The 23,781-nt window shown below is 48.1% G+C and carries 7 protein-coding genes and 1 pseudogene; 6 read left to right on the top strand and 2 right to left on the bottom strand.

What is annotated here, in order from left to right; genetic code table 11:
- Position 1: 1 nt before the first annotated feature.
- Positions 2-1,384, bottom strand: coding sequence for a DNA repair protein RadA (gene radA / locus LG003_RS08440; protein ID WP_112876414.1), 1,383 nt, complete (start codon positions 1,382-1,384; stop codon positions 2-4).
- A 146-nt stretch (positions 1,385-1,530) separates the two neighbouring features.
- A complete protein-coding gene (serB, locus tag LG003_RS08435) occupies positions 1,531-2,508 on the bottom strand; it encodes a phosphoserine phosphatase (RefSeq protein ID WP_112876413.1) in 978 nt (325 codons plus the stop codon).
- Positions 2,509-2,623: 115 nt separating this feature from the next.
- Between serB and LG003_RS08430 the strand changes: the two genes are divergently transcribed.
- The 6 genes and pseudogenes from LG003_RS08430 to LG003_RS08400 all read left to right on the top strand — a co-directional run bounded on the left by LG003_RS08430 (position 2,624) and on the right by LG003_RS08400 (position 23,761).
- Entirely contained in the window at positions 2,624-3,268 is a 645-nt protein-coding gene (locus LG003_RS08430; RefSeq protein WP_112876412.1) for a YtjB family periplasmic protein, read from the top strand.
- A 549-nt stretch (positions 3,269-3,817) separates the two neighbouring features.
- A complete protein-coding gene (locus LG003_RS08425) occupies positions 3,818-5,482 on the top strand; it encodes a ShlB/FhaC/HecB family hemolysin secretion/activation protein (RefSeq protein WP_262980523.1) in 1,665 nt (554 codons plus the stop codon).
- A gap of 59 nt (positions 5,483-5,541) precedes the next feature.
- Complete coding sequence (locus LG003_RS23245; RefSeq protein WP_315903381.1) at positions 5,542-20,646, top strand: hemagglutinin repeat-containing protein; 15,105 nt, start codon at positions 5,542-5,544, stop codon at positions 20,644-20,646.
- A complete protein-coding gene (locus tag LG003_RS08410) occupies positions 20,643-20,873 on the top strand; it encodes a hypothetical protein (RefSeq protein WP_262980522.1) in 231 nt (76 codons plus the stop codon). The genes LG003_RS23245 and LG003_RS08410 overlap by 4 nt, the downstream gene beginning before the upstream one ends.
- Positions 20,874-21,027: 154 nt before the next feature.
- Positions 21,028-23,388 (top strand): annotated as a pseudogene (locus LG003_RS23405) (cytidine deaminase-like fold-containing protein); the annotation flags it as partial.
- A 1-nt stretch (position 23,389) separates the two neighbouring features.
- Positions 23,390-23,761, top strand: a complete 372-nt coding sequence (locus tag LG003_RS08400) for a DUF6911 family protein (RefSeq protein ID WP_139657284.1) — start codon at positions 23,390-23,392, stop codon at positions 23,759-23,761.
- The last annotated feature ends 20 nt before the right edge of the window (positions 23,762-23,781 follow it).

The raw sequence follows: 23,781 nt of genomic DNA, 5'->3' as shown, positions 1-23,781 counted from the left end.
TTTAACCAAAATCTTCCATAACAGATAACGCATCCGCCAACTTTTTCACACCAAAAACTTCCATCGCTGGCAGCGCTTTTTTCGGCATATTGGCATAAGGCACTATCGCCCGTTTAAAACCATGTTTAGCGGCTTCGGATATGCGCTCCTGTCCACTGGGCACAGGACGGATTTCCCCTGCTAGCCCCACCTCTCCAAATACAACCAAATCACGGGGTAACGGCCGATCCCGAAAACTGGAGACTAAAGAGAGCAGTAAAGCGAGATCCGCGCTAGTTTCCGCAACTTTAACGCCACCCACAACATTCACAAACACATCCTGATCGGACATTTGCAAACCACCATGGCGATGAAGGACAGCCAACAGAATAGCCAACCGGTTTTGCTCCAAACCCACAGCCACCCGCCGTGGATTGGTCATCATAGAATGATCCACCAGCGCTTGAATCTCTACCAACAGAGGACGAGTCCCTTCCCACACCACCATGACAGAACTGCCAGCGGTAACTTCATCACCACGGCTCAGGAAAATCGCTGATGGGTTACTAACCTCACGCAATCCTTGTTCTGTCATGGCGAATACGCCAAGCTCATTAACGGCCCCAAACCGATTTTTATGACTGCGTAAAGTGCGAAAGCGGGAATCTGCTTCACCATCAAGCATCACTGAACAGTCAATACAGTGTTCCAACACCTTCGGACCCGCCAACGAGCCATCTTTGGTCACATGACCAACCATAACAATGGCAACACCACGAGTCTTAGCAAACCGAGTAAGATAAGCGGCAGTCTCTCTGACCTGAGCGACACTCCCCGGCGAAGATTGAATATCCGCCATATGCATCACTTGAATGGAGTCAATCACCATCAACTTTGGCTGCTCCTGCTCCGCAATCAGACAAATTTGTTCAATACTGGTTTCTGACAACATATTCAGATTATCAGCCGGCAATCCCAACCGGTGCGCACGCATTGCCACCTGTTGTAACGACTCTTCCCCAGTGACATATAAAGTTTTCATCTGTGCAGACAACTGACACATCGTCTGCAACAATAAGGTACTTTTCCCTGCTCCCGGATTACCGCCAATCAGAATCGCGCTACCGGGAACAACACCACCGCCAAGCACCCGATCGAACTCTTTAAATCCCGTAGAAAAACGAGGAAGTTCTTCCAGACTGATCTCTGATAATTTCTGAACCCTGCTGACACCAGCATCTCCCGCATAACCACTGAACCGCTCATTACGGGAGGAAGGTGCTGCGGCTAAGCGCACCTCCGTAATGGTATTCCAAGCATGACACGCACTACATTGCCCCTGCCAGCGCGGATAATCCGCCCCACACTCATTACAGACAAATGCCCGCTTTGCTGCTTTTGCCACTCTGCACTCCTAAAGATTCTATACCCGTCATCTTTCAAGTTGCCTCTTTGTTGGCTGCACTCACTCACCCCGGTCACATAGTTCTCTATGCTCCCGGGGATTCGCTCCCTTGCCGTCGCGATGCATCTTGAAATCCATAGGGTATATTAACGCTCTTCGTGTTTAAGACCGCCACTTAACACACACAATACTCCCATGAGATCAGCATGACGGATGGTCACTTTCGACTGTGCATAAACTTTCGGCTTAGCATGGTAAGCAATACCTAACCCTGCTTTGCGGATCATCTTCAAGTCATTAGCGCCGTCACCAATCGCGACAGTTTGCTCCAATGAGATATCCAGTTTTTTTGCCAGTTTCACCAATGTGGCAGCTTTATATTTAGCATCAACAACTGGTCCTATAACCTTACCTGTCAACTTACTATTTTTTATTTCTAACTGATTGGCTACCGCAGCCACCAAACGTAAATTCTGGCGCAAATGGTCAGCAAAATAGGTAAAACCACCCGATGCGATTGCCACATGCCAATCAAAGGATTGTAACTTACGCACCAGACTGGTCAGCCCCGGCATAAGTGGTAAATTTTCTACAACCTGTCGCAGAATATCAGCATCAGCCCCTGCCAACTGGGCAACTCGCTCCCGCAGACTATCAGAAAAATCCAGCTCTCCTTGCATTGCCCGCTCGGTAATCTCGGCTACTTTGTCACCTACGCCAGCCAAACGGGCAATTTCATCAATACATTCAATTTGAATTGCTGTTGAATCCATATCCATCACTAGCAAACCTGGTGACCGCAACCGTGGGATCTGCCCCAAAGGAACCACATCTAACCGACACTCATCAGCTAGCCGTTTAATACGAGCCGTCAAATTTCCGGCAATACGTACTACCTGATAATCATCAATACGCCATGAAGAAACGATGACAATAGCAGCACCAAGCCGATGTTGAAAATTACTAATACGTTGTTTATCCAGGCCACGGCCATATATCAACCAACCACTGTCACCCGCTCGGTAATCCAACGGCATAACTTCTTCACCACTTAACGAAAGCGGTAATCCCGGCCACTTATGGACCTCTTCCGGCAAATAGTGATAAGCCAGGTTATTAGACATTAATCCCTACTCCTGTAATCCCACATGATTTGACAGCAAAAAATTGTGCTTCAAACTATCCTCTCTGTACTGCATCTGGCAACATTGCGTTGACCAAAGCTTGGAAGAGATAACTATGATCAAAGCTAAATTAAAATTCCGACTGCATAAAACAGCTATCATCTTGATTTGCATTGCTTTATTAGTATTTCTAATGCAGGGTGTTTCTTATTTTAGCCGTTCTCACCAACAAGCCCAGATGGATCAATTTGAGGAATTGGCAAAAACCTTGGCAAAACAAGTCGCATTCAGCTTATCTGATTATATGGAGAGTGGCAGCAAAGATCTTAATAATGAGCGGATACTGGCTAATTTGCATCATCTAACGACAAACAGCCGCATACTTGATGCCAGTGTTTATCTTAACAATGGAACACAGGTTGCCCATAGTGGAGAGAACGTCTCGGTGCGGGATCGTCTATCTTTGGATGGTAAAAAAGCGGGCAGCTACTTTAACTACCAGATAGTCGTCCCCATCCCAGGAAAAGATGAGCCCAAAGGTTTTCTGCGCCTGACATTAGATACCCACAAATTGGCAACCGAGTCCAAGCAGGTGGATAACACGACTAATTTACTCCGGATCATGATCTTACTCGCTTTAGCAATTGGTTTTATTCTGGCACATAACCTATTGCAATTAACGCCAAGTCGATGGCAACAATCGCCTTATTTACTGACAGCCAACAGTAAATCAAGTGCAAATGAAGAAGAAGAGAAATAAGATGAAAATTTCTTACTAAATCATTTTGATATTTAAACTAATAGAGGCGGTTATTTCTACCATCCCATTATCTCAGTCACTTCGTAGATGGAATTAGGGCATGGCTCGGAACATTTAATTGTTGCTAGAGCCTCCTTTGCCAAGAAATTTCATAGCCGAATAAACACGCTGTAACTAATAAAAAATCATCAATCTTAACTGAAAGAAACAAGCTCTCCCATTATTTAATAACCAAAGTAATAGTTTATTATGTTACTTTAACTTCAATTACATAATAATATTATCAGTGACATATATCACATATTTACCAATATATAGAATTAAATTAGAGCATCTGGCAACGCCCACATAACCAATTAATTAATAAAGTATTTTTTATTATCGCTCATTTTATAACAAATCATATCCAATTGTTTTTATTGATAATTTATAACAATCCATATTTATGAATTATAGCATTAAGTAATATCTACATATTGATTGTTAAGTCAAATTCATGACTAATAGCGCCCCAAAAATTATATGAAGCGTGCGGGATGCCAAAGAATAATGAAAAAAAAGATTATTATTTTTACTAGTTTTCTTATTGTTACTACCGATGTTAAAGCCGCCGAAATTTCAGATCAGCAACTCATTCATCAACAAGAACGACAGAAAGCACTGGAAGCTCAATTAACACCACCACCGGCGGATATTCGTCTGTCTGTTCCTGAAACAGCAGTACCTTCTAAATTTCCTGACGATACGCCCTGCTTTCCCATTACGCATGTTGTTCTTGAAGGCACGGAACATTTTCCTCACTGGTTACCTTTAAAACGTTTAGCCCAACAGGGAGAAAACCAATGTCTGGGCACCCAGGGGATTAATATATTAATGACTCGGATACAAAACCGGTTAATTAATCATGGCTATGTCACTAGCAGAGTATTAGCTCCCAGTCAGGAGCTTAATTCCAAGACATTAAAACTCATGATCATACCGGGCAAAATTGGGCATATTCGCTATACCGCTGAAAGTGGCAATTATATTCAACGGATAACCACATTTCCTCCCCGCGAAGGAGAGCTGCTTGACTTACGGGATATTGAGCAGGGATTAGAAAATTTACAACGTTTTCCTACCGTTCAAGCCAGTATGGAAATTGTACCAAATGAACAGTTAGGAGAAAGCGACATTGTGCTGAACTGGCGTCAGTCAAGACATTGGCGACTGGCTAGCTACCTGGACGATTCGGGTTCTAAAACTACCGGGCGTTACCAAGGCGGATTAACTTTATATCTGGATAATCCTCTTGCGTTGAGTGATCTATTTTATATCTCCGGTGGACGCGATATTCGCTCCCCTTCCGGTCGCAGCAGCAAAAACTACACCCTCCACTACTCCCTACCGGTGGGATACTGGATGGCGGGCATCACTGCCAGTAATTATGATTACTACCAAAAGGTAGCCAGTCCAAATAAAGACAACAAATACAGCGGCGAAAGCAAAAACCTGAATATCCAACTCAGCCGACTCTTACATCGTAACGCCAGTCAGAGAACCTCGATTAACGGTGAAATTTATCGCCGCACATCCAAGAGTTTTATTAATGACCAGAAAATCGACGTACAGAGCCGGGAAACGGCTGGCTGGAAATTAGGATTATCTCATCGTCACTACATTGGTAGAGCGACCCTGGATGCCGGAGTAACTTACCAACAGGGAACCCGCTGGTTTGGCGCTCAGCCCGCACCAGAAGAGGCCCGTGGTGAAGCCACTGCCTTACTTAAAACAACCCAGTTTTCTGCAGCACTTTCGGCACCATTTACCCTATTTTCTCAGCCATTCATCTACAAAACCCAGTACCTGCGCCAAATAAGCGCCAGAACGTTGACAACACAGGATCAATTTTCAATTGGCAACCGCTGGACAGTACGCGGGTTTGATGGTGAACGCACATTAAATGGAGATCATGGTTGGTACAGCCGTAACGAACTGGAATGGCAAACGCCACTGAATGGTCACTCCCTGTATATGGGCATGGATTATGGCGAAATTGGTGGGCCGGGAAATGAGCGGCGCCTGGGAAAACACCTGGCGGGTGGCGTTTTGGGCTGTCGCGGCAGTCTTAAAGGCGTGAGCTATGACCTGTTTGCCGGTATCCCGCTATCCAAACCGGATGGCTTTCAAACCTCATCAGTCACAACTGGATTCAGTTTGTACTGGCAGTACTAACTCAAAATAACAACGCAGCCAAAATTATCGCAGATAAAAAGTGTTAGTGGAGAAAAACAATGAACAAGCATCTGTATCGTATTATCTTTAACAAAGCCCGGAACATGTTGATGGTCGTGGCCGATATTGCAACTTCCGGGCAAGGTAGTACGGTACGCCACCGCAGTCGTCGGCAATTACCACAATGCCTTTGCCGGTTAACAGCGTTACGACTGAGTTTGTTATTGGCAACCGGCTGCATCTCCCTAACAGCGCAGGCCAATATTGTGGCCGACGGACAAGCACCGGGTAATCAGCAACCGACTATCCTGAACAGTGCAAACGGTACGCCACAAATCGATATTCAGACCCCTAACGCCGCGGGTATCTCGCGTAATACCTACAGCCAATTTGATATCGATAAACGAGGCGTCATCCTTAACAACAGTCACAACGCTGTCCAAACTCAACTAGGCGGTATGGTGGCAGGAAATCCGTGGCTTGCCAAAGCGGAAGCCAAAATCATTCTCAATGAAGTGAACAGCATTAACGCCAGTAAACTTAATGGCTGGATAGAAGTCGCCGGACAAAAAGCCGACGTGATTATTGCCAACCCGGCGGGCATCACCTGCAACGGTTGTGGATTCATTAACGCCCATCGCGCAACACTCACCACAGGACAGGCCATGATGGAACAAGGCCGACTGAAAGGCTTTGATATTGAGCGGGGAGAAGTGCGCATTGAAGAGCTGGGAATAGACAGTTCACAACAAAATTATACCGAAATTATTGCCCGCTCGGTGGTAATCAACGGCAAACTGCACGCGAAAGATCTAAAAATCACAACCGGACGTAATATCGTTGATGCTGCTCACCAGAACATTAAGAAAAAATCTGCTGACGGCAGCAAGAATCCATCATTTACGCTGGACGTAGCCGCACTCGGTGGCATGTACTCCAATAAAATCGTGCTGGTGGGTACCGAATTTGGTGTAGGGGTACGTAACGTCGGCCACATCGGAGCAATCGCCGGTGAAGTCCGCCTCACGGTTGATGGACGGATTGAGAATAGTGGCACAATTGCTGCACGAAGTCATACCACAATCAAAGCGGAGTCGATACAGAGTGCCAAAGGCAGTATTCTGGCCGCCGGAATTGATGATAAAGGGAAAGCCACGCTGCCCGGATCGCTGACACTGACCGCCAAACAGCAAATTCAGGCCAATGGACAAAACCTGGCGACCAATACTCTGGAAGTACAGAGTAAAAAAATTGATCTCAGCGGCAGCCAAACTTCTGCCAACAACATTCAACTCGCTGCCAATCAGCAAGAGATTAGCACCGCCAACGCTACAGTCACCGCTGACCGCTTTACAGCTAAAACACCCGGCCAATTTAACAATGACGGCGGCACACTGGTAGCACGAGAAATCAACTTAACGACTCCAGACTTATCCAACAAGCAGGGGAAAATTAATCAAACCGGCAAAGGAGAGCTGGTACTGAACACCCAAACACTGAGTAACCACAACGGGACCATTCTCAATGAGGGGAAACGGCTGGCTATCACCACAAACAATCTGGACAACCGTCATGGAAAAATCGCCAATAATGGGGATGATCTGAACCTAACCGTCCACAAGGAGGCGAACAACACGGAAGGTGGGACAATTCAACTCGCCGGTAAAGGTAAACTGTCACTCAACACCCATCAGTGGATAGGTGACGGAGGCGAGCTGCTCTCCAACGGTGAACTGGATATACAAGCCCACAACCTACAACTGAATAAAGAAGCAGTCACTACTGCCGACAAAATTACAATAAAAGCAGACACATTGAGCCATCAGAGTGGAGTAATGCAGCAACAGGGCAAGGACAAAATGTCCCTGACTGCCAAGACGCTGGATAACCAAAATGGCGAGATTAAAGGCAATGGCAACCTGAAAATCAATGCCACTACCTTGGATAACAGCAAAGGCAAAATCATAGCAGCCAAACAAGGCAATTTGGAATTGACTGTTGATGACGCTCTGAATAACCAAGATGGACACTTTGAAGCCGGTCAAGATATCCAACTGACAGCAACACAACTTGATAACAGCCGGGGCAAAATCGTTGCAACCGGTGGCAGCACAGAGCTGATCATTGCGAAAAACATTGAAAACGTTGACGGACGAATCGAAGCCAAAACGACGCTCACCACAAAAAGTCAGGCGTTGAATAACCATCAAGGATCATTACTGGCTCAACAGATAGACAGCCAAACCAAAGGGCATAAATTCACCAACACCGCGGGACAAGTTATTGCCCAAGAAAAACTCACCCTAAACAGCGGTGAACTGGATAACACGTCTGGTTTGTTACAATCTGGCAATGACATGATAGTCAATACTCATGGACAGAAACTGACTAACACTAAAGACACTAAAAATGGTGACGAAAAAGAGATCAAAAAAGGCACCATATTAAGCACTGGCAATCTGGAACTCCGTACAGGGGATATCAACAACACCGCCGGCATCATCTCTGCTAAAGGAAAAACCACCCTTAACGCCGGTAACGTTGACAATACCGACGGCCAACTCTTATCACAACAGATGGCGGAACTGACCACACAGGCATTAAACAACACTCGTGGACAGATCCAATCAGAGTCAAGCCTGTTGCTGGATACCCAAAACCAAGCCCTGACCAATACCGACAGTGGCAAAACTGGCGGTATTATTGCCAAAGACTCATTACGTATTTCCAGCGGTAAACTGACTAATGACTCGGGCGTTATCCTTGGTCATGGCATTCACATCAACACCCATGAACAACGGCTAAGCAACCAAAAAGGCACCATAGAGAGCAAGAAAAATCTGCAACTTGACAGTGGAGAACTCGACAGTACCAGTGGACAAATAAAATCTGATGGCAACATGACATTAGACACCCACGGGAAAAAGCTCACCACCGCAAAAAGCAGCGACACTGGTAGCGTGACCAGTAAGGGAACACTCACTTTAAAGACAGGCGAGATAGACAACCACGATGGCACCATCACTGGAACAGGGACGACAACGATAACGGGTAGAGAACTCCACAACCAACGAGGAAAACTGGTCAGCAAAACCAGCTCACTAACATTAACGGTAAACAACACTGACAACAGCGGTGGACTACTGCAATCCGCGGGTGATTTGACACTGGATACGCAAGGTGGGCTGCTAACCAACACCAACAGCGGCAAAGACCGAGGCATAATCAGCACAGGCAACATGAAGCTGACGACCCAAGGGGTTAACAATGATGCGGGCCTAATCCATGCGGGTAAGAACCTGATCCTTGACGGACAGAAGGGAGCGATAACCAACCGCAACAGCCAGCCTAATCAGGGTATCCGTAGCTCAGGAGACTTAACGCTGACGGCAAATGCTATTGATAACCATCAAGGATCTGTAGAAGCGGATAAACAACTCACCGTGACATCCGGGACAGTTGACAATACCGGAGGTCTGCTGAAATCCGGCTCAACTCTGTCGCTCAACACCCAAGGCCAGAAACTGATTAACGCACAGAGCGGAGAAAAACGCGGTATCCGCAGCGGCAGTGATCTGATCCTAGAAGCCGGTGAAATTGACAACACCGCTGGCGTGATAGACTCACAAGGCGAAACCACGCTGACCAGCCAAAACCTCAACAACACCAGCGGTAAAATCCTCTCGCGGAAAAAAGCCGATCTGACAACACAAGCAGTCAACAACCAAAGCGGACGGATACAATCCGCAACCAGTCTGAAATTAGATACACAACAGCATGAACTCACTAACACTGATAACGGTAAAAACGGTGGGATTATCGCGGAAGATGCCCTGGAACTGACTACCGGTAAACTGATCAATGACCGTGGATCTATCCGTGGTGATGAAACCCACATTAACACCCATCAGCAAGCGCTAAACAATGTGGCTGGCACCATAACCAGTAGTAAAAATCTAAAACTCGATAGCGGAGAACTCAACAGTACTGGCGGGAGAATAGAGTCTACCGGCGATATGACACTGGACACGCACGGAGAAAAATTGACCACCGCCAAAAGCGGTAAAACCGGTGGCGTTATCAGTAAAGGGACAATGACCCTGACCACCGGTGAAATTGACAACCAAGAGGGTTTTATCAAAGGTAGAGGAACAACCACCGTTACCGGTGGCGAGCTGAAAAACCAAGGCGGAACCCTTGCCAGTGAAACCAGCGCACTCACATTGACCGTGAAAAAAACCGATAACAGCGGCGGCCTGTTGAAATCCGCGGGTGATCTGACACTCGATACACAAGGTGAGCTACTGACTAACCTCAACAGCGGCAAGACCGGAGGCATAATTAGTGCAGGCAATGTCAAGCTGACGGCTCAAGGCATCAATAATGAAGCGGGCTGGATCCATGCGGATAAAAACCTGACTCTAGATGGGCAACAAGGCACAATAACCAACCGCAACAGCCAGCCTAAACAGGGGATCTCAAGCCAGGGAGAATTGGCAATAACTGCGGGTACCCTCGATAACCAACAGGGAAGAGTTATCGCCGATAAGCAGCTCAACGTGACATCAACAGGAGCCGTTGATAATACCAGCGGTAAAATGGTCAGCCAGAATCAACAACTCACCATGAATACCGGTGAACTGAATAACACAAGTGGTTTGCTGCAATCCAAGACAACCCTTTCTCTTAACACCCACGGCCAAAAGCTGACTAATACGCAAAGCGGGGATGACCTTGGCATACTCAGCGGCAGTGACCTGACCCTGGAAGCTGGTGAAATTGATAACACCGCTGGCAAGATAGATTCCCAAGGCGAAACCACGTTAACTAGCCAAAACCTCAACAACACCGACGGTAAAATCCTCTCGAAAGGAAAAGCCGATCTGACAACACAAGCGGTCAACAACCAACGTGGGCTGATACAATCCGCAGCCAGTCTGAAATTAGATACACAACAGCATGAACTAACTAGCACTGATAGCGATGAAAACAGTGGGATCATCGCGGAAGATGCCCTGGAACTGACTACCGGTAAACTGATCAATGACCGCGGCAATATTCGTGGTAACGAAATCCACATTAACACCCATCTGCAAGCGCTAAACAATGTGGCTGGCGCCATATTCAGTAAGAAAAATCTAAAACTCGATAGCGGAGAACTCAACAGTACTGGTGGGAGAATAGAGTCTACCGGCGATATGACACTGGACACGCACGGAGAAAAACTGACCACCGCCAAAAGCGGTAAAACCGGCGGCGTTATCAGTAAAGGGACAATGACCCTGACCACCGGTGAAATTGACAACCAAGGCGGTGTGATTATCGCTACAGGAACAACGACTGTTACCGGTGGCGAACTGAAAAACCAAGGCGGAACACTTGCCAGCGAAAAAGACGCACTGACATTAACGGTAAACAAAACTGACAACAGCGACGGCTTACTGCAATCCGCCGGTGACCTGATACTGAATACGCAAGGTGGTCTGTTGACCAACATCAATAGCGGCAAAACCAGTGGCATAATCAGTGAGGGCAATGTCAGCCTGACCGCTCAAGGTATCAATAATGAAGCAGGCCGAATCCATGCGGATAAAAACCTAACCCTTGACGGGCAGAAGGGAACCATAACCAACCGTAACAGCCAGCCTAAACAGGGGATCTCAAGCCTGGGAGAGTTGACAATAACTGCGGGAACCATCGATAACCAACAGGGAAGGATCATCGCCGATAAGCAGCTCAACGTGACATCAACAGGAAGTACTAACAACACTGGCGGTAAAATGGTCAGCCAGCATCAACAATTGGCACTAAATACCGGCGAACTGAATAATGCCGGTGGCTTGCTGCAATCCAAAACAACGCTTTCACTCAATACCCACGGCCAAAAGCTGACTAATACGCAAAGCGGGAAGAAACACGGCATACTCAGCGGCAGTGACCTGACCTTGAAAGCTGGTGAAATCGATAACACCGCTGGCAAGATAGATTCCCAAGGCAAAACCTTGCTGACTAGCCAAAACCTCAACAATACCGACGGTAAAATCCTCTCGAAAGGAAAAGCCGATCTGACAACACAAGCAGTCAACAACCAAAGCGGATTGATACAATCCGAAACCAGCTTGAAATTAGATACCCAACAGCATGAACTAACCAACACCGATAGCGGTAAAAACGGCGGGATCGTTGCAAAAGATACTTTGGAACTGACTACCGGTAAACTGATCAATGATCGCGGCGATATCCGTGGTAACGAAACCCACATTAACACTCATCAGCAAGTGCTAAACAACTTGGCTGGCATCATATTCAGTAAGAAAAACCTGCAACTCGACAGTGGAGAACTCAACAGTACTGGCGGACGAATAGAGTCTACCGGCGATATGACACTGGACACCCACGGAGAAAAATTGACCACCGCCAAAAGCGGCGATACCAAAGGCGTTATCAGTAAAGGGACATTAACCCTCACCACCGGAGAAATCGACAACCAAGAGGGTTTTATCAAAGGTACAGGAACAACGATCGTTACCGGCGGTGAACTGAAAAACCAAGGCGGGATACTTGCCAGCGAAAAAGATGCGCTAACATTAACGGTGAAACAAACTGACAACAGCGGCGGCTTACTAAAATCTGCCGGTGACCTGACACTGAATACGCAAGGTGGCTTGTTCACCAACATCAACAGCGGCAAAAACAGAGGCGTAACCAGTACAGGCAATGTCAACCTGACCGCTCAAGGCATCAATAATGAAGCTGGTTTTATCCATGCAGGTAAAAATCTTCTCCTTGATGGACTACAAGGCACAATAATCAACCGCAACAGCCAACCTAAACAAGGCATATCAAGCCAAGGAACGCTGACAATGACCGCAGGTGCCATCGATAACCATAAGGGAATTGTGGCTGCCAACCAACAACTTGAAGTGACATCATCAGGAACCGTTAATAACACTGACGGTAAAATAGTCAGCCAACATCAGCAACTCACCATGAATACCGGTGAACTGAATAACACTGGCGGCTTGCTGAAATCCCAAACAATCCTTTCGCTTAACACCCACGGCCAAAAGCTAACTAATACGCAAAGCGGAGATGACTTTGGCATACGCAGCGGCAGTGACTTGACCCTAGCAGCCGGTGAAATCGATAACACTGCTGGTGTGATAGGCTCAAAAGGTGAAACTACACTGACTAGCCAGGACCTCAAAAACGTCGGGGGTAAAATCCTCTCGCAGGGCAAGGCAGATCTAACGACGAAAGCAGTTAACAACCAACGAGGGCTGATACAATCCACTGCTAGCCTGAAACTGGATACCCAACAGCAAAAACTGACTAATACCGATAGCGGTGAACTTGATGGAATCATCGCGCAGGACAGCCTAAAACTGATTATAGGTGAACTCACCAATGATCTCGGCTATATCCGTGGTGATGAAACTCACATTGATACTCATAAACAGGCATTAAACAATCTAGCCGGTACCATATTCAGTAAGAAAAATCTGCAACTCGATAGTGGAGAACTTAACAGTACCAGCGGACGAATAGAGTCTACCGGCGATATGACGCTGGACACCCACGGAGAAAAATTGACCACTAGCAAAAGCGGTAAAACTGGTGGCGTTATCAGTAAAGGTACATTAACCCTAACTACCGGAGAAATCGACAACCAGGATGGTCTTATCAAAGGTACAGGAACAACGATGATTACTGGCGGTGAACTGAAAAACCAGGGCGGAATACTCTCTAGCGAAACCAGTGAGCTGACACTATCGGTGAACCAAACTGACAACAGTGGCGGTCTGTTGCAATCCAAAGGTAAGCTGACTCTCAATACACACGGCCATTCCCTGACTAATAACAATAGTGGTGATCAGGGCGGCATCCACAGCCAAGACGATATACTGATTACCAGTAGTGATTTACATAATCAGGCCGGCACAATTACCAGTCGTAAAATCGCAACCCTAAATACTGCTGCCGTGAATAACACCCAGGGCACTATTGTTGGCACTCAACAGATAAAACTGATCACCCAAGCATTCAACAACCAACAAGGCACCGTCCACTCTGATGGAAACCTGAGTCTCAACACCCAAGGCCAACGCTTGGATAACAACGGTGACAAAGATAAATCAGGTGAATTCTCTGCTCTGGGAGATTTGACGCTAGGTATCGGTGAGTTAAATAACGATATCGGTTTTATTGCCGCTGACGGCAAAACCAACATTACCAGCACCACCCTCACCAATAACAAGGGAAAAATTGTCGGCAACAGTGGACTGGACATTCATAGCCAGAAGCTTACCAACCACAATGGAACATTACAGTCAGCGAAAACCGTCAATATTGACACAAACGGGCAGCTACTGGACAACCAGCATGGCCATATTACTGGCGATGACAACACTAACGTGACCAGCAGCAAACTGGATAATCAACACGGACATATTCAAGGCGGGAAGCTCACTATCAATACCGGGCAAGCCGATACAGATAACCAAGATGGTAAACTGTTGTCAACAGACACCATGAACCTGAATACCCAACAACTCGACAACCGCCGCGGACAAATCAAAGCCGTGGGAGACGCTAAACTCGATATCCAGACAAAAACCAACAACACCAGCGGCTTTATCCACAGTAATCAGCAACTGACACTGACCACCGCACAACTGATCAACCGAGAAACCAATTCCTCTGAGCAAGGGATTGAAGCCCAAAACCTGATAATTAAAGCTCAACAGGTGGATAACACCCAAGGCGCATTACGGGGAGCCAACCACCTGCGAACTAACATCAGCCAAAAGCTGAATAATACACAGGGGCTGATCTCTGGTGGCAAACAGCTCATTATCGAGGACGAAACACAGCAACTATCCATTGACAACCAACAAGGCACCCTGATTGCGGGTGAAAATGCCAACATCAAAGCAAGCACCTTAGGTGGTAGCGGACAGGTATCATCGCAAGGCGATATGGAGATCGCATTAAAACAGGATTTCCACAACACCGGCAATATCACTGCCAACGGTAATTTATCCCTAAAAACCGCTGGCAATATCACCAACGACAATACAATAAAAACTGGGCAAACATTACATCTGGAGGCCAAAAACCTCACTAACACCCAAACAGCAGAAATCAGTGCCAAGAAAACCGAAGTCAGCGTCCGCGATACGCTGACCAACACTGGATTGATTGACGGCGAGCTCACCCATCTCACCACTAAGACACTGAACAATACCGGCACCGGACGTATTTACGGTGATCAAATAGCCCTCGAAACAGGTACTCTCAACAACACGGCGCAAGATGGCAAAGCCTCCGTCATTGCCGCCCGAGACCGAATGGATATCGCCACCGGGACGCTCAACAACCTTAATCATGCCCAAATTTACAGCGTGGGTGATATGCGCATTGGCGGACAACTGGATGAGAACCTAACGGCGACCAGTCAAGCAGGTAAACTCAAAAACCATGCGGCAACTATTGAAGCCGGCGGTAACCTAAGGATTGATGCCGCTATTATCCGCAATACCAACGATCGCCTAGTGACACATATCGTAGAAACGGAAAAATCCCAGCGTCATGAAGCAGTATTGAGCGGCCACACCACCCGCTATGACTGGTCACAAGTAGACACTTCCTACAGCAACAAATACGGCGTACATACCGCTGTTATGCCGGATGGTAGCAGCGATGATGAGTTTTACGAGTACCGATATACCCGTACCGTCAATGAAACCCAGATAAAAGAGAGTGACCCGGGTAAAATCCTGGCCGGGGGTAATATGACCCTGAACAGCACAATGCTAACCAACAACGACAGCCAAATCGTGGCAGGCGCAACACTGGGCGGTGATATTGACGAACTGCACAATAACTCCACCAAAGGAGAACGTATTATCACGGATGAAGGCAGCGAAATCCGCTGGTATGCCAAAAAGAAAAAACGTCGATTCAGAGGAACCAAAACCTCCCAAGGAAAAGACTGGGACGATTATAACCCGGCACCGATAACCGAAACTATCGACCTGAAAGCCTTGGCCTGGAAAGGCAATACCCGTCCTGACGCCACTGGCATAACGATAGGTGACAGGCAAGAAAGTAGTGTTCAGAGTGCACCTGTCAGAATTAGCCTGTTCTCAAGAATGGCAGAAGCGGGTAATGTCACGCTGACAAACGCCACTATTAACACCATCACACTCAGTACCCCGACACAAACTGACGACCGACCATTGCAGGTTAACGGCCTAGGAACTACTGTGGCTATCCCTACAGAGACCATCACACTACCTAGCAGGGATATACCGATTGATCGCCCATTACTTTCACCTACAGGCCAACAAACTGAGCAGGTATTATCGTCCAGCACAGTGGCATTACCAAACAGAGACGCACTCACTGGACACCCAACACTTTCACCTACAGGCCAACAGACTGAGCAAATATTATCGTCCGGCGCAGTGGCACTACCAGACAGAGATGCACTGACTGAACACCCAGTACTTCCACCAATTCAACAAACTGAACGGGTACTACCTCCTGCCACTGTCACCCTACCAAACAGGGGTGCATTAGATGATCGCCCGCTGGTGTTACCAACAGGCCAACAATTTGAACTGACGCTACCGTCTGATACCGTCAAAGGTCAAAGCGTCGAACCCCTTATCCGTATCGTTGCTCCAGATACCCGCCTGCCGGACAACAGCCTGTTTGTCGTACAGCCGGGCAGTGACAGCCATTATTTAGTGGAGACCGACCCTAAATTCACCCAATACAAAAAGTGGCTGGGCACGGATTACATGCAACAACAGTTAACCCGTGACCCAGCACAGGCGCACAAACGCCTGGGAGATGGGTTCTACGAGCAGCGTCTGGTACGTGATCAAATTACCCAATTGACCGGTCAGCGTTATCTGGCCGGCCACAACAACGATGAAACCCAGTTTAAAGCGTTAATGGAAGCCGGCGTTGCTTTCAGCAAACAGCAACAACTTACCCCCGGCATCGCCTTAAGCCCATCGCAAATGGCGCTGCTCACCTCGGACATTATCTGGCTGACCAACCGGACCGTGACCCTGCCGAACGGCACAACGCAGGTGGTCACCGTGCCGCAGGTCTACGCTCGCGTGAATAAAGGCGACCTGACCGGTGACGGCGCCCTGCTCTCCGGTAAAAACGTGACAATAAATAGCCAAAAAGACATCACCAACAGCGGCACTATCCGCGGACGTGAAGTCACCCAACTGACGGCGAACAATCTGACCAATAGCGGCTTTATCCAAGGCGGCAGAGTGGATTTAACCGCCCGGCAGAATATCACCAACCTCGGCGGACAAATTCAGGGCCGAGACCGCGTTTCTGCACTGGCAAACCGGGATATCACCAGTGCCTCTACCCTGCGCGAAGATAATATTGACCGCTGGCTGGATCGGCCGGCTGGCATTTATGTCCAGAATGACAACGGCACCTTGTCGCTGAAAGCCCTGAACAACATCCGCCTCACTGCCAGTGAAGTAGATAATGCTGGCAAAGACGGTAAGACAGAGATAACGGCAGGCCTCGACCTGACTCTGGACACCCTGCGCACTCATCGCACAGAAAACAGTGACTGGGGGAGCGACAACTATCGCCATCTGACTCAGGAGCGTGACATTGGCAGCCAGATAACCACCGCGGGCAACCTAGCACTGCGAGCAGGTAACAACCTGAACGCTACCGCGGCTAATGTGAACGCCGGTCAACAACTCACCGCCCAAGCCGGGAACAACATCACTCTAGATGCTGGCACCGCTTCATCAGACCTGATAGAACACAGCAAACAGACCAGTAAAGGCTTACTCTCCAAATCCTCCGTCGAAACCCATGATGAGGTGCATGAACGTCGGGCGCAGAGCACCACGCTTAGTGGCGACAGCGTGACCGTACAAACCGGGAATGACCTGAATATCATCGGCAGTAACGTGGCAGGCACTCAGAATGTTAATCTGGCCGCAGGCAATCAGCTCACCATCACTACTGCGGATGAAGCCCGTCATGAAACTCACTTCAAACAAGAGAAAAAATCCGGCCTGATGGGCACCGGGGGTATCGGCTTCACCGTCGGCAAAGCCAGCCAAAAATCCACCACCGACATCGACAGTAACCTCAACAAAGGCAGCACCGTAGGTAGCAGCCAAGGTGATGTCACGCTCAACGCCGGAAAACAGCTCAACCTTCACGGCAGTGATGTGGTAGCTGGCCGCGATATGCAACTTTCCGGTCAAAACATTAACATCACCAGTGCGGAAAACAGTCACACTGCTATCACCAAAACCGAACAGAAACAAAGCGGTCTGACCGTGGCATTGTCCGGCACCGCAGGCGGGGCCCTGAATTCCGCTGTTCAAACGGTTCAAGCCGCCAACAATGAAAGTGACAGCCGTATCAAAGCCTTACAAGGCACCAAAGCCGCTCTTAGCGGGGTACAGGCTGTTCAGGCAGCCCGTCTGGCCAACGCCAAAGGCGGTGACGACAAAGCCAATAACAATCTGATAGGGGTTAACCTCTCCTACGGCAGCCAGTCCTCCCGGTCAGAACTGAAACAGCACCAGACCACTCAACAGGGCAGCAGCCTGATGACCGGGGATAATCTCACCCTCACCGCTGCCGGGACACCAGATCAGAACGGCGATATTCGCATTCAGGGCGGCCAGTTGCAGGCAGGAAAAGACCTGCAACTTAATGCCAGCCGGGATATCCAGCTCGCCTCCAGCCAGAACACCGAACAAACTACCGGCAAAAACAGCAGTCGCGGGGGCTCACTGGGCGTCGGTTTCACTGCCGGACCGGGGGGCACGGGTATCAACCTCTCCGCCAGCGCCAACTACGGCAAAGGCCGTGAAAGCGGTAACGACGTCAGCCATAATGAAACTACGCTGGATGCAGGGCAAACCGTCACCATCAATGCCGGCCGAGATGCCACGCTTAAGGGCGCTCAGGTCAGCGGCGAACAAATTACCGCCGACGTCAAACGCCACCTGACACTCAGTAGCGAGCAGGACAGCAACCGCTACGATATGAAGCAGCAGAATGTCAGTGCCGGCGTTAGTGCCACTATCGGCTCAGGTGGTTCATTGAACCTCAGCGCCAGCCGCGACAAAATCCACAGCAACTTTGACTCCGTACAGGAACAAACTGGACTGTTCGCTGGTAAAGGCGGATATCAAGTGAAAGTGGGGGAACACACCCAGCTTGACGGCTCAGTAATGGCCAGTACCGCAGACAAAGACAAAAACACCCTCGATACCGGTACGCTCGGCTTTGACAACATTCAGAACAAAGCGGATTTTAAAACCGAACACCACAGCGTAAGTGTCAGCACCGGCGGTTCAGCAGGCGGCATGTTCCTCAGTAACATGGCGGCCAATACCCTGGGCGGCGCTAACCGGGAAGGTCATGCCCAAAGCACCACTCACTCCGCGGTCAGCGACGGTACCCTGATTATCCGGGATAAAGACAGCCAGCAACAGGATATCACCACCCTGAGCCGGGATACCGACCATGCCAACAATGCCCTCAGCCCTATCTTTGACAAAGAGAAAGAACAGCAACGGCTGAAACAGGCTCAACTGATTGGCGAAATCAGTGCGCAGGTGATTGATATCGCCAGTACCGAAGGGGCCATTATCGCCACCAAAGCGGCCCACGCCAAACTGGAAAACATCAGTGACCCGGATAGAGAAGCGGCCATAAAAGTACTGAAGGATAAAGGTAAAACCGACATCACCCCGGAACAAATTAAAGACCAGATTTACAAAACCGCCTATAACCAGGCATTGAATGAGTCTGGCCTGGGCACCGGTGGCAAATACCACACTGCTTTACAAGCTGCTACTGCGGCCATTCAGGGACTCGCTGGCGGAAATATTGGTCAGGCACTGGCGGGCGGCGCTTCCCCTTACCTGGCTGGCGTGATTAAAGACCTGACTACCGACCCGAAAACCCATCAAGTGGATGTCGTGAGCAATACTCTGGCCCATGCGATTCTGGGGGCAGTGGCCGCGGAAATCAGTGGTAACAACGCGCTGGCCGGTGCAGCAGGAGCGGCGGGCGGTGAACTGGCCGCCCGGGAACTGATGAAGCATATTCATGGAGAAAATGCTAAAGTCAGTGACTTAAGTGAAGAAGAAAAACAGACCATCAGCACCCTCTCCACTCTGGCGGCAGGTCTGGCAGGCGGCATTGCCGGTGACTCCACCGGCAGCGCCGTCACCGGTGCCCAGGCCGGGAAGAATGCGATTGAGAATAACTATCTCAAGGCAGATCAAATCACCTCATGGCTGGAAAAATACAGGGCAGCGTCGACTGATGAAGAAAGGAACCGCTTAGTTGAGGTTGCTAGTAAAGCGGATCAAGAGCAGCAACGGAAAGCGGTGGAAACAAGGATCACAAAAGATTATTTGGAAAAACAACAGAAAGATCTCATTAATCTTGTTCAATCACCGGGTTGTGACGACGATTGTAGAAAGCTGGCAGAATATAGTATCAATCAGCTTACGCCCGTAATTGATAATTACGAGACATGGCAGAAAACCAACAATATTCCGCGGGCAGCAATCGCAACGATTACGCTTGCCTTACCAGCGTTAAGCAAGGCAGCAACACCTGTCGTTTCCAATTGGGTCGGAAGTACAACTATTGCGAATCGAGCGATAGGTGTTGGTACTACAGGCTTAGCAAATTTAGGAATGCAAAGTTATAATATCTACAATAATCCCCAAGAAAGTTTCAGCTATGCCAGCTTCGGGACAGCTTTGGTAACTGGCGGTGCAACGGCTGGGATGGGATATTGGGGCACAGTTACGACTAACACATTGGGGGCGGGGGTTTCTAGTGCAATTGATGGAAATTCACCGTGGTTATCGATGGGAGGTGCGTTTGTGGGATCGTCAGTGGGGTATGGGCTAGCAACAGGAACCACTAACTACCTTGATGGTAAAGTTAACTCTTGGTCAAATGGATTTAAAGAAAGATTTAGTGTGATCAATCCTTATATATCAGCACCGCCATTGGTATCTCCTGTTCCTGGTATTGTTGGTAGTGGAATGGGAGCTATTGGTTCTGAAGCTGCAAATAAAGTAGTCATGGATGAATTAAACTCTAAGGATAAAAAATGAAATTTATGATTTACTTTTTATCTTGGTCTTTAGTTTTGTGCATAGGTGTGTTCACCGCAGTCATGGCGGTAAAACTATTAGTTAAATTTGTTCTTTTTTTTGAAACTGGCGCGTTTTCCATTGGTTACAAAGATATTGTTGAAGCATCTGGTATCGGTGTTGTTATGGGGATATTCCTAGGTGCTGTTGTCTGTTTGGTAAATTATCTTCAATATAAAAGGTCTTAGGAAAAACTTGATGTTGTCATAATACTGAAAAGCTCCCGGCCTGAGATGAGATGCACCCCGAAAGTTGGACACCCAACAAGTAGGGGGAAGTTCTCCATAAAGAAGTACAGAAAGAATTCGTTTAAGTTTAAGCGTCAAGTTACTCCACATTACCACTGGCCTTAACCTCTCCGCCAACACCAACCACAGCAACGGCGTCAGCCATAACGAAACTACGCTGGATGCGGTGCAAACTGTCACCCTCAACGCTGGCCAGGATGCCACGCTCAAGGGCACTCAAGTCAGCGGCGAACAGATTACCACCGACGTCAAACGCCACCTGACGCTCAGTAGCGAGCAGGACAGCAACCGCTATGATATGAAGCAAGTGAAAGCAGGGGAACATACTCAGCTTGACAGCTCAGTCATTGCCAGTACCGCAGACAAAGATAAAAACACCCTCGATACCGGCACTCTGGGCTTTGGCGACATTCAGAACAAAGCGGATTTTAAAACCGAGCACCACAGCGTAAGTGTCAGCACCGGCGGCTCAGCCGGCGGCATGTTTCTCAGTAACATGGCGGCCAATACCCTGGGCGGCGCTAACCGGGAAGGCCATGCCCAAAGCACCACTCATGCCGCGGTCAGTGACGGCGCACTGATTATCCGGGATAAAGACAACCAGCAACAGGATATCACCACCCTGAGCCGGGATACCGACCATGCTAATAATGCTCTCAGTCCTATCTTTGACAAAGAGAAAGAGCAGCAACGGCTGAAACAGGCCCAACTGATTGGTGAAATCAGTGCGCAGGTGATTGATATCGCCAGCACCGAAGGGGACATTATCGCCACCAAAGCCGCCCACGCTAAACTGGAGAATATCAGTGAACCGGACAGAAAAGCGGCCATTAAAGTACTGGAGGATAAAGGTGAAACCGACATCACCCCGAAACTCATTCAAGACCAGATTTACAAAACCGCCTATAATCAGGCATTGAATGAATCTGGCTTTGGCACCGGTGGGAAATACCACACCGCTCTACAGGCCGCCACTGCGGCCATTCAGGGACTCGCGGGCGGAAATATTGGTCAGGCGCTGGCGGGCGGCGCTTCCCCTTACCTGGCTGGCGTGATTAAAGACCTGACTACCGACCCGAAAACCCATCAAGTGGATGTCGTGAGCAATACTCTGGCCCATGCGATTCTGGGGGCAGTGGCCGCTGAAGTCAGTGGTAACAACGCGCTGGCCGGTGCGGCAGGCGCAGCGGGCGGTGAACTGGCTACCCGGGAACTGATGAAGCACATTCACGGCGAAAATGTTAAAGTCAGTGACTTAAGTGAAGAAGAAAAACAGACCATCAGCACCCTCTCCACTCTGGCAGCAGGTCTGGCAGGCGGCATTGCGGGAGACTCCACCGGCAGCGCCGTCACCGGTGCCCAGGCCGGGAAGAATGCGGTGGAGAATAACTTACTGACTGTCAAAAAGAATGATACGTTGATCAAAGCCCTTGACGACCAAAAAGCGGGTAAAAACCTCCTGGAAGCGTCACAAAATATCGTCAGACTCACCAATGAAGACAAAGCCAGTAATGTAATTTTAGGCAAATATCGTGAAGGTAAATTAGACGAAAAAGGAAAACTGGAGCTGGCTACCTTACTCAACCAATATGGGGCTGAGTTACAGACAGAGTACGGTTTCTCAGGGAAAGAAGCTGCTGCCGCAATTCAGAATTTAATTAAAGGAGGTGCATTTGTCGCAACCGCCGCAAATGCGAAAGCCTATAACGAGGCACTAAGCTATCTGAAAACATACAGTGTACACTCAGGACAAGCTGCTATCGGAACAGATGCATTAATGGCATTACCCGGCATGCCAGGGACGCTTATTCGGGGAAGCCTTGTTGCCGGGGGTTCATATCAGGCGGGTACGGGTATTGGGCAGGTTATCGATGGTGAATATAGCCGTGGGGTAACAAATATGAGTCTGGGTTCACTGGCTATATTTGGAGGTGTTGCCGGTAATAAAGCCATAACCAAGCCGACAGAAGGAATCGTCTCACCAGACAAACTCTCAATTCAGGAAAACAGCAGGGTTTTGGATAAAAAAACTCATACATCCATTCCTAAGGTGACAGCAGAGTTAACTGATAAAGAAACCGGGAAAAAATTTACTGACACCAATCAGGGAAATCGACCAGATTACTATCTTGGTGAACAAAGTCGACCCACCCTGATTAATGGTCGAATACAAGCCAAAATAGAAAAACGGCCTAATAAAGATCTCCCTAATAGAAATATGGCAACAGCGCATGCCGAGGTTGGAGCCATACAGCAAGCTTATGAGAATGGCTTAACTATGGGCCGAGATATGGAGCTGAAAGTAACTAGGGATTATATCTGTGGTTACTGTAAGGGAGATATTGCAGCAATGGCCGATAAAGCTGGGCTAAAATCACTTACAATATATGAAGAAAAATCAGGCAGCACACTATACTGGGTTCCTGGAATGAAATCGATAAAGGAGAAAAATTAAAATGAATTTTTCTATTAAGTGGATCTTAAATGGGAAAGGGGGAAAAACAAAGTTTCCTATTTGGTTGGATATAGAGAAGATTCTATTAAATTTAAAAGGTAAATCAGGAGTATTAGTATTAAGTGTCATCAATAATGAAACTGAATTACAGGTAAGAACTGAGGAAGGAGATTATTTGCTCACATTAGGTGAAGTAATGGAAGATGAATATAATGTTCGTTCTTATTGGGACCCAGAAGGACCAGATCAAAAAATTAATATCTTAGGTGATTATTGGCCAGCTCGCCAACTCACAAAAGATTTCGATTTTGTAGTGAAAGTATTCAAAGAGTTTTTTGATACAGGCAATGTGTCAAAAGAACTCCTAAATTAAGTAACCAGCCTCGGCCATTG

It is taken from the genome of Photorhabdus kleinii (assembly GCF_025384885.1).
In the GTDB taxonomy this organism is placed as follows: domain Bacteria; phylum Pseudomonadota; class Gammaproteobacteria; order Enterobacterales; family Enterobacteriaceae; genus Photorhabdus; species Photorhabdus kayaii.
Note: the sequence above shows the minus strand (reverse complement) of the source record. Positions and strands in the feature narration are given on the sequence as shown.

Bases quoted from the DNA above. Each gene is read 5' to 3' on its own strand.
- LG003_RS08400 (WP_139657284.1), top strand. From the start codon at position 23,390: ATGAATTTTTCTATTAAGTGGATCTTAAATGGGAAAGGGGGAAAAACA.
- LG003_RS08425 (WP_262980523.1), top strand. From the start codon at position 3,818: ATGAAAAAAAAGATTATTATTTTTACTAGTTTTCTTATTGTTACTACC.
- serB (WP_112876413.1), bottom strand. From the start codon at position 2,508: ATGTCTAATAACCTGGCTTATCACTATTTGCCGGAAGAGGTCCATAAG.
- LG003_RS23245 (WP_315903381.1), top strand. From the start codon at position 5,542: ATGAACAAGCATCTGTATCGTATTATCTTTAACAAAGCCCGGAACATG.
- LG003_RS08410 (WP_262980522.1), top strand. From the start codon at position 20,643: ATGAAATTTATGATTTACTTTTTATCTTGGTCTTTAGTTTTGTGCATA.
- LG003_RS08430 (WP_112876412.1), top strand. From the start codon at position 2,624: ATGATCAAAGCTAAATTAAAATTCCGACTGCATAAAACAGCTATCATC.